The sequence below is a fragment of the Sphingopyxis sp. genome, assembly GCF_035250425.1.
Taxonomy (GTDB): Bacteria; Pseudomonadota; Alphaproteobacteria; order Sphingomonadales; family Sphingomonadaceae; genus Sphingopyxis.
The window spans coordinates 1-6633 of sequence record NZ_DATFFD010000023.1; the positions used below are offsets into that span (position 1 = coordinate 1).

General features: G+C 66.9%; 9 protein-coding genes and 1 riboswitch. Of the genes, 5 read left to right on the forward strand and 4 right to left on the reverse strand.

Translation table 11 applies throughout. From position 1 onward, the window contains the following. Nucleotides 1–235 precede the first annotated feature (235 nt). Nucleotides 236–1126, reverse strand: a complete 891-nt coding sequence (locus VJ811_RS01555) for a LysR family transcriptional regulator (RefSeq protein ID WP_324070512.1) — start codon at nt 1124–1126, stop codon at nt 236–238. A gap of 137 nt (nt 1127–1263) precedes the next feature. Between VJ811_RS01555 and VJ811_RS01560 the strand changes: the two genes are divergently transcribed. From VJ811_RS01560 to VJ811_RS01575, 4 genes are all read left to right on the forward strand, one after another. Continuing rightward, entirely contained in the window at nt 1264–1890 is a 627-nt protein-coding gene (locus tag VJ811_RS01560; RefSeq protein ID WP_324070513.1) for a pyridoxamine 5'-phosphate oxidase family protein, read from the forward strand. Then, nucleotides 1887–2309 carry a VOC family protein gene (locus tag VJ811_RS01565; RefSeq protein ID WP_324070514.1) on the forward strand — a complete coding sequence of 141 codons (423 nt, stop codon included), beginning with the start codon at nt 1887–1889 and terminating at the stop codon, nt 2307–2309. Before VJ811_RS01560 ends, VJ811_RS01565 begins: the two co-directional genes overlap by 4 nt. 10 nt (nt 2310–2319) lie before the next feature. Then, the gene (locus VJ811_RS01570; protein ID WP_324070515.1) at nt 2320–2796 is read left to right on the forward strand and encodes a nuclear transport factor 2 family protein; all 477 of its coding nucleotides are present in this window, start codon (nt 2320–2322) and stop codon (nt 2794–2796) included. 233 nt (nt 2797–3029) lie between these two features. Then, on the forward strand, nt 3030–3488 hold the full coding sequence (locus VJ811_RS01575; RefSeq protein ID WP_324070516.1) for a DMT family transporter: 459 nt from the start codon (nt 3030–3032) through the stop codon (nt 3486–3488). Nucleotides 3489–3642: 154 nt separating this feature from the next. Here the strand turns inward: VJ811_RS01575 and VJ811_RS01580 are convergent, their stop codons facing one another. From VJ811_RS01580 to VJ811_RS01590, 3 genes are read right to left on the reverse strand one after another with little or no spacing between them, the layout of a single operon-like run. Beyond that, nucleotides 3643–4047, reverse strand: coding sequence for a GFA family protein (locus tag VJ811_RS01580; protein WP_324070517.1), 405 nt, complete (start codon nt 4045–4047; stop codon nt 3643–3645). A 45-nt stretch (nt 4048–4092) separates the two neighbouring features. Next, on the reverse strand, nt 4093–4827 hold the full coding sequence (locus VJ811_RS01585; RefSeq protein WP_324070518.1) for a YafY family protein: 735 nt from the start codon (nt 4825–4827) through the stop codon (nt 4093–4095). Continuing rightward, complete coding sequence (locus VJ811_RS01590) at nt 4827–5267, reverse strand: DUF6265 family protein (RefSeq protein ID WP_324070519.1); 441 nt, start codon at nt 5265–5267, stop codon at nt 4827–4829. Before VJ811_RS01590 ends, VJ811_RS01585 begins: the two co-directional genes overlap by 1 nt. A 78-nt stretch (nt 5268–5345) precedes the next feature. Further along, nucleotides 5346–5457, forward strand: a riboswitch (TPP riboswitch). Nucleotides 5458–5502: 45 nt separating this feature from the next. Between VJ811_RS01590 and VJ811_RS01595 the strand changes: the two genes are divergently transcribed. Further along, nucleotides 5503–6633: phosphomethylpyrimidine synthase ThiC (locus tag VJ811_RS01595; protein ID WP_324070520.1), on the forward strand; the 1131-nt coding region annotated here is incomplete at its 3' end.

Sequence of the window (6633 nt, forward strand, 5' to 3'; positions counted from 1 at the left end):
CTGGAAGCCGGCTTAGGGCTGGAGCAGATAACGACCGATTGCGGACATATCTTCTCCCCTCCCGCAAGCGGGAGGGGGCGTTCAGAGGCGCGTGACTCTGAACGCGGGTGGGCAGCGACGTCGCGATAGCCCACCCCGCTGCGGCTAACGAGCAAGCTCGTAAGCCTCGCTGCCCCTCCCGCCTGCGGGAGGGGAAACCAGTTCACCACCCCAAAGCTGCCCCTTCTCGAACCCCTCAACCCAGCCCCGCCATCCGCATCCGCGCCTTCATCGCCGCGATGAACGACCGCACCGCGGGCAATCGCGCGCGCGACGGTTCGAACAGCAGATGCACCGGCAGCGCGGGTGGCTGTTCGTCGGCCAGCAATGAAATCAGCCGCCCCGCATCGAGCGCCGCGGCGAGCTGGTAACTCAGCAGGTTGGCGATCCCCAGCCCCGCCTCGGCCGCCGCCAATATGCCGTCGACGGTATTGAGCACCAGCCGCGGCCGCGGTTCGACGCGCCAGCGCCCCGACACAAACTGCCATTCGCCCGCCGCGCGCGGCCCCATCGCCGCGATCAGATCATGCCCCGCCAGATCCGCGACGCGCGCCGGCGCCCCGCGCCGCGCCAGATAGGCGGGGCTCGCGACGAGCATCTGGCGCACCGTGCCGATCCGCACCGCCTTCAGCCCCGAATCCGCCAGCGGACCGATGCGCACCGCGACGTCGATCCCCTCCTCGACGATCCGCACATTGCGGTCGATCAGCATCATCCGCGCCGCCAGCTCGCGGTGCTGCGCCATCAGTTCGCCGACGACCGGCAGTACGTGCAGCCGCCCGAACATCACCGGCGCGGTCAGGTGCAACTGCCCGCGCGGTTCGGCCTCGACCCCGCGCAATTCGCGCTCGGCGCCCGCAAGGTCGGCGAGGATGCGGCGCGCCTGATCGAGGAACGCCGCCCCCGCATCGGTCAGCGCGACCGCGCGCGTCGAACGGTGAAACAGGCTCGTCCCCAGCCGCGCCTCGAGCGCCGCGATTCCGCGCGTCACCGCGGGCGGCGAGCTGCCGAGCTTGCGCGCGGCCGCCGCGAACCCTCCTTCGCTCGCGACCGCGACGAACATTTCCAGCGTAAGCAGGCGGTCCATAATTATTCCTATATATGGAATTAACTCGTTCAACTTTCCCCTATTATCACGATTGTCGCAACACCCTAGATCGGCTCCAGCGAATGGGGCCGATCCCTCCCGGCCTCGTTCGCGTCCCATTCCAAAGGTCAGGCACAATGGCGAAAAATTACCGGAAGACACTGTTCAACGACGCGGTGCAGGCGCTCCAGGAACGTCACGGATCGCGCGCATCCTATGCCAGGATGGACGAGGGCGCCGACGGCACCCCCGACCGGCTGACGGCGAAGGAGCTCGACTATATCGCGCTGCGCGACAGCTTCTATATGGCGAGCGTCAACGGCGACGGCTGGCCCTATATGCAGCATCGCGGCGGACCCGCCGGTTTCCTCAAGCATATCGAGGGCAATCGGCTCGGCTTCGCCGACTATCGCGGCAACAAGCAATATATCAGCACCGCCAATCTCGCGGGCAACGACCGTGTCTCGCTGTTCCTGATGGACTATCCGAACCGCGAGCGGCTGAAGCTCGTCGGCCATGCGGTGAGCATCGAACTCGCCGACGATCCCGCCGCGGCCACCGCGCTGATGCCCGAAGGGTATCGCGCGACCCCCGAACGCGCCTTCTTCATCGATGTGATCGGGTGGGAATGGAATTGCTCGCAGCACATCACCCCGCGCTTCACCGAAGCCGAAATTTCCGCCGCGATCCGCCCGATGGCGGACGAAATCAACCAGTTGCGCGCCGAACTCGCCGCGCTTCGCTCAACAAAGGAAGAAAAATGACCACATCCTCGACGCCTCCCCTTACTTTGGGCGCCCACCACATCGGCCTTGCCGTCCGCGACGTCACCGAGGCACGCGACTTTTTCGTCGAAGCGCTCGGCTACACGGTCGCCGCCGAACGCCCCGACTATCCGGCGATCTTCGTCTCCGACGGCACGGCTTTGCTGACGCTCTGGCAGGTCGCCGATCCCGCCGGCGCGACCCCGTTCGACCGCCGCGCCAATATCGGCCTGCATCACCTGGCGCTCCGCGTCGCCGATCTCGCTGCGCTGCGTACCGTCTTTGCGCGCGTCCAGGGCCACCCCGGCGTCATCATCGAGTTCGACCCCGAACCGATCCGCGAGGGCGCGACGACGCATCATTTCATCTGCGCGATGCCCGGCGGCATCCGCATCGAATTCGCCACCCCCTTCGCCTGAAAGGAAGCCCATGTCCCGCCCTCCGCTCCCGCCCTTCGACCAGGACGGCGCGCTCCTCAAGGTCCGTCTGGCCGAGGACGGCTGGAACAGCCGCGATCCCGCGCGCGTCGCGCTCGCCTATACGCCGGACAGCCTGTGGCGGAACCGCTCGACCTTCGTCGCCGGCCGCGCCGCGATCACCGATTTCCTCGCCGCCAAGTGGCAGCGCGAGCATGACTATCGGCTGGTCAAGGGGCTGTGGGCCTTCGCCGGCAACCGCATCGCGGTGCGCTTCGCCTATGAATGGCACGACGCCGACGGCCAGTGGTGGCGCTCCTATGGCAATGAAAATTGGGAATTTGCGGACAATGGCGAGATGCGGCGGCGGATCGCGAGCATCAACGATCTCGCGATCGCCGCCGCCGACCGCCGCCTGCTCTGGCCGCGCGACGGCCAGGGCGACCGCCGGCCCGATGACCATCCGGGGCTCGATGAACTGGGTCTCTGACAAAAGGGAAAGATCATGTCCTGCCTAGCCATCCCGGCCCCGCGCGAAGATACGACCGCGGACCGGAAAACACGTCTGCTCGACGGACTTGCCCGGCTTTTCGGGCGCCGATCCGGCCGAAACCCCGCGGCCGCGCCCGCCGCGATCGACGCGATCGATTTCGCAATTTGGGGGATCGGCGGCCTATCCGTTCTCGACTATCGTGCGGCCCAAACCGCGAAGGAGCCGCCACGATGACCGCAAACAATGCCGCCCCCGCCTTTGCCGCGATCATGTTCCTGACCGGGGTCGGCATCCCGATTCTCGCCGCATTGAACGGCGGCCTCGGCGTACGGCTGGGCAGCCCGATGGCGGCCTCGGTGATCCTCTTCAGCCTCGGCCTGCTCATCGCGGTCACCGGCGCGCTCGCGACCGGCTCGCTCGGGCAGGTGCGGCTGTCGTCCGACATTCCGGCGCATTTCTATTTCGGCGGCGCCTTCATGGCCTTTTATGCCATCGCGGTGACCTTCATCGCGCCGCGTTTCGGCGTCGGCAACGCGATCTTCTTCGTGCTCGTCGGCCAGCTGATCAGCGCGGCGACGATCGACCATTTCGGCCTGTTCGGCGCGATACGCGCGGCGATCGACGCGAAGCGCGTGGCCGGGATCGTGCTGATGGTCGTCGGCGTGTACCTCGCGCGCCGCACGGGCTGAAGGCTGCTCGGACCGGAAGCTTCCACCGGATCATTCCCTATTTCGTCATCCCCGCGAAAGCGGGGATCCAGCGAGCTGACGTCGCAACTGGGTTCCCGCTTTCGCGGGAATGACGAGTCTGGGGGAAGCGAAAACGTACGCTTCCCGCAGCATCTCACATATGCGACGTAACTTCGGGAGGGTTCCACCAATTATTGCCCGCGCCGTCCATATGCATCACGGGCAGCGCCGCCATCTCGGCATGCGTCAGATCGTCGAGGCACGCGATCGACACCGAATAATAAGCGCCGCCGATTTCCTCGACATAACCATGCCCGAATGACGACACGCCGCACGTCTTGCAAAAGACATGATGCGCGCTGTTCGACCCGAACTGATAGTCGGACAGCGCCGCGGGGTCGGTCAGCAGGCGAAAGGCGTCGGGCTTGATCTGCGCGTTCCAGCCCCGCTTCTTGGTGCAGATCGAGCAATTGCATTTGCCCGTCCCTTGCGACAGGTCGATATCGGCTTCGAACTTGACCGCGCCGCAGTGGCACGAGCCGTGATAGGTCTGGGTCATCGCTAAAAATCCTCACCGTTTTCGGGCGCCGATCGCCGCCGCCCCTCACCCGGCAGGGTCTAGCCGGCTCTCCTGACAGATCATGTCAGCAGGCTGTTCGGCATAGTCGCGGTGGCGCCAGAAATCGGCCATCAGCACCGCGCGGCGGCGCCCGAACCCCTCGTCGCCGATCCGCGCCGAGGTCACGCGGTCGATCCGGAAGCTGCGGAAATCCTGGCGCAGCAGGCACCAGGCGGCGATGATATGCTTCTCTTCGAAATAGGCGAGCGCCGCGGGCCAGATCGCCCTTTCGGTCGCGGCGCCGCTCGCGTCGGCATAGCCGATGTGCAGCGTCTTTTCGGCGCGCATCGCCGCGCGCACGGTCGCGAGCAACGGCGCGTTGATCTCGCGCCACCCGCTGCTCACCGGCCACAGCCCCGCCTCGTCGATCCGCTGTTTGAGCTCGTCGGGACTCGCCGCCGCGATCTTGGCGAGCGCCAGCCCCGCGGCGCGCGACAGTGCCCCGTCCTGCCGCCCCTCGACCCAGCGCGCGCCGAGCACGAGCGCCTCCAGCTCATCGGCGGTGAACATCAACGGCGGCAGGAAGAAGCCGGGGCGCAGCACATAACCGACCCCCGCCTCGCCGTCGATCGGCGCGCCGAGCGCGACCAGCGCCTGCACGTCGCGATACAGCGTGCGCACCGACACGCCCTGCTCCTCGGCGAGTATCTCGGCGGTCACCGGCCGCCGCCGCCGGCGTAGGCTGTCGATGATTGCGAACAACCGTCCCGTCTTGTCCATCAGCGCCGCCGATAGGTCCAGCTGCGCGGCTTCGACCCGTCGATCGCCGAAATCGTCGCGGTCAGCGTGTCGCCGGTGCGGGCATAGGCGACACGCTGCGGATAATCATGCGCTTCATTCTCGAAGGTCGCGCTCGCTGCATCATGGCGCACCAGCCGGAACGCCACCGGCACCCCGCCCTGCGGCATCGCGATATAGGCAAGCGCGCCATCGTCACCCGCCGCGATGCGGATGAACTCGAACTCGCGCAACACCTCGCCGCGCCCCGACCGGCTGTGCCCGAGCATCACGCCGCCGCGCGGGGAGCCCCAGCTCTCCTCGGTCCAGCGCCCGTCGGCCTCGCTAACCCAGTCGCCCGCGAGCCAGCTCAAATCGTCGACCGTAGCCGCCGGGCTCGCCGCCACGAGCAAGAGCGCCAGGCCCGCCGCCATCATCCGCATAAATCTCTCCCTCGCCGCCTTTTACCACCGCCCCATCCCCATCATCAATGGACAGCTCGTCCCCCGCCCCCTATAACCCCGCCATCCCCGGGGAGCCGCGTCTGTGATGGCCGGTTGAGAGCGGAATAGACCGCGACCCGTTGAACCTGATCCGGCTAATACCGGCGGAGGGAGGGTCGGTATTCCACAACCGGAATCCCCATTCTCGCTCCGATAACCCACGGAGCGACTGCACATGGCCGACATCGATTCCCGCCTCGACAAAGCGCAAGCCACCCCCATCGGCGTCACCACCGGACCCATAAGAGGCAGCCGCAAGATCCACGTCGCGACGCAGACCGGCAGCGGTATCCGCGTCGCGATGCGCGAGATCGACCTCGACCCGCATTCGGGCGAGCCCCCCGTGCGCGTCTACGACACCAGCGGCCCCTACACCGACGTCAATGCGACGATCGACATCAACGCCGGCCTCCCCGAAATCCGCGCCGACTGGATCCGCGGCCGCGGCGACGTCGTCGACGTCACCCAGCGCGAGGTCAAGCCCGAGGATAACGGCCAGCTCGGCCCCGACCGCAGCGGCGGCGTCCCCGCCTTCCCGGGCGTCCGCCACAAGGTCCTCCGCGCCAAGCCGGGGCAGAACGTCAGCCAGATGCACTACGCCCGCCGCGGCATCATCACCCCCGAGATGGAATATGTCGCCGAGCGCGAGAATCTCGGCCGCGCGCGCCTGTCCGAATATAAGCGCGACGGCGAAAGCTTCGGCGCCAGCATCCCCGACTATGTCACCCCCGAATTCGTCCGCGACGAGGTCGCCCGCGGCCGTGCGATCATCCCCAGCAACATCAACCACCCCGAGAGCGAGCCGATGGCGATCGGCCGCAACTTCCTCGTCAAGATCAACGCCAATATCGGCAACAGCGCAGTCGCCAGCGACGTCGCGGCCGAGGTCGACAAGATGGTCTGGTCGATCCGCTGGGGCGCCGACACCGTCATGGACCTGTCGACCGGGCGCAACATCCACGACACGCGCGAATGGATCATCCGCAACTCGCCCGTCCCGATCGGCACCGTCCCCATCTATCAGGCGCTGGAGAAGGTCGGCGGCGTCGCCGAGGACCTGACCTGGGAAATCTTCGCCGACACGCTGATCGAACAGGCCGAACAGGGCGTCGACTATTTCACCATCCACGCCGGGGTCCGCCTGCCCTATGTGCCCCTCGCGGCGAAGCGCATGACCGGCATCGTGTCGCGCGGCGGCAGCATCATGGCGAAATGGTGCCTCGCGCATCACAAGGAAAGCTTCCTCTACGAACGCTTCGACGAGATTACCGAGATCATGAAGGCCTATGACGTCGCCTACAGCCTC